The organism is Allobacillus salarius (genome assembly GCF_007559425.1).
GTDB classification, from domain to species: domain Bacteria; phylum Bacillota; class Bacilli; order Bacillales; family Alkalibacillaceae; genus Allobacillus; species Allobacillus salarius.
In genome coordinates this window covers 1-525 of record NZ_VMHE01000097.1, presented here as the reverse complement: position 1 = coordinate 525, position 525 = coordinate 1, and the positions used below count along the sequence as shown (strand labels likewise).

Annotated in this window: 1 protein-coding gene; it reads left to right on the top strand. The window is 37.7% G+C overall.

Annotated elements, in window-relative coordinates:
* Positions 1–494, top strand: a 494-nt coding sequence (locus FPQ13_RS13320; protein WP_144089756.1) for a phage major tail protein, TP901-1 family, incomplete at its 5' end; no start/stop codon positions are given.
* Positions 495–525: the final 31 nt, after the last annotated feature.

Sequence of the window (525 nt, the reverse complement as noted above, 5' to 3'; positions counted from 1 at the left end):
CTGAATACGGCTTATCACATGAAGCTGATACAGATACAGAGGATACAATGGACGGTTCTTATAACACTGGTGGTTCTGTTGAGTCAACAATGTCTGGTACTGCTAAAATGTTTTATGGTGACGATTTTGCAGATGAAATTGAAGATGCAGTTGTAGATCGCGTATTGTATGAAGCTTGGGAAGTTGAAAGTAGAATACCAGGCAAAAATGGAGATGCTACTAAATTTAAAGCGAAATATTTCCAAGGTTTCCACAATAAATTTGAATTAAAAGCAGAAGCTAACGGTATTGATGAATATGAATATGAATATGGAGTGAATGGTCGTTTCCAACGTGGATTTGCAACATTGCCTGAGGCTGTAACAAAGAAACTTAAGGCGACTGGATACAGATTCCATGACACTACAAAAGCAGATGCGTTAACTAGCGAAGATTTAACCGCAATTCCACAACCTAAAGTAGATTCATCATCGGTTACACCAGGAGAGGTATAAAAATAGGGCTTAACGCCCTTTTTATTTTTGT